Below are 362 nucleotides of genomic sequence, written 5' to 3'. Positions count from 1 at the left end.
TGCGGGGCGAGCCATGTCGATTCGGCAAGGCGCAAGCCCTTCTGCAGGAGCCGGCCGGCGCGCCATTTCTGGCCGCGCGCCAGCGCGATTTCGCCGAGCCGATGCAGCGCCAGCGCCTCGCCGAAAGGGGCGCGCGCTGCAGCGCTGAGCTGGGCTGCGCTGGTCAACAGCTCCTCCGCCGCTGTGAGCCGCCCCGAGAACAGCTCTGCCTCGCCGAGGATCAGCGAGGCAAGCACGCGGCCGGGCACCGATCCGGCGGCCTCGGCGATGCCGAGAAGCTCGCGCGCCGCCCTGGCCATCTGCTCATGGCCGCCGGCCCGATAGAGGCAGAATTCCGCCAGGCACAGATGCCCGTCGAAGAC

At 71.8% G+C, this 362-nt stretch carries 1 pseudogene; it reads right to left on the bottom strand.

Annotated elements, in window-relative coordinates:
* Positions 1-362, bottom strand: a pseudogene (locus EN862_RS36465) (hypothetical protein); the annotation flags it as partial.

This window comes from Mesorhizobium sp. M2E.F.Ca.ET.219.01.1.1, from assembly GCF_004016445.2.
Lineage (GTDB): Bacteria > Pseudomonadota > Alphaproteobacteria > Rhizobiales > Rhizobiaceae > Mesorhizobium.
Note: the sequence above shows the minus strand (reverse complement) of the source record. Positions and strands in the feature narration are given on the sequence as shown.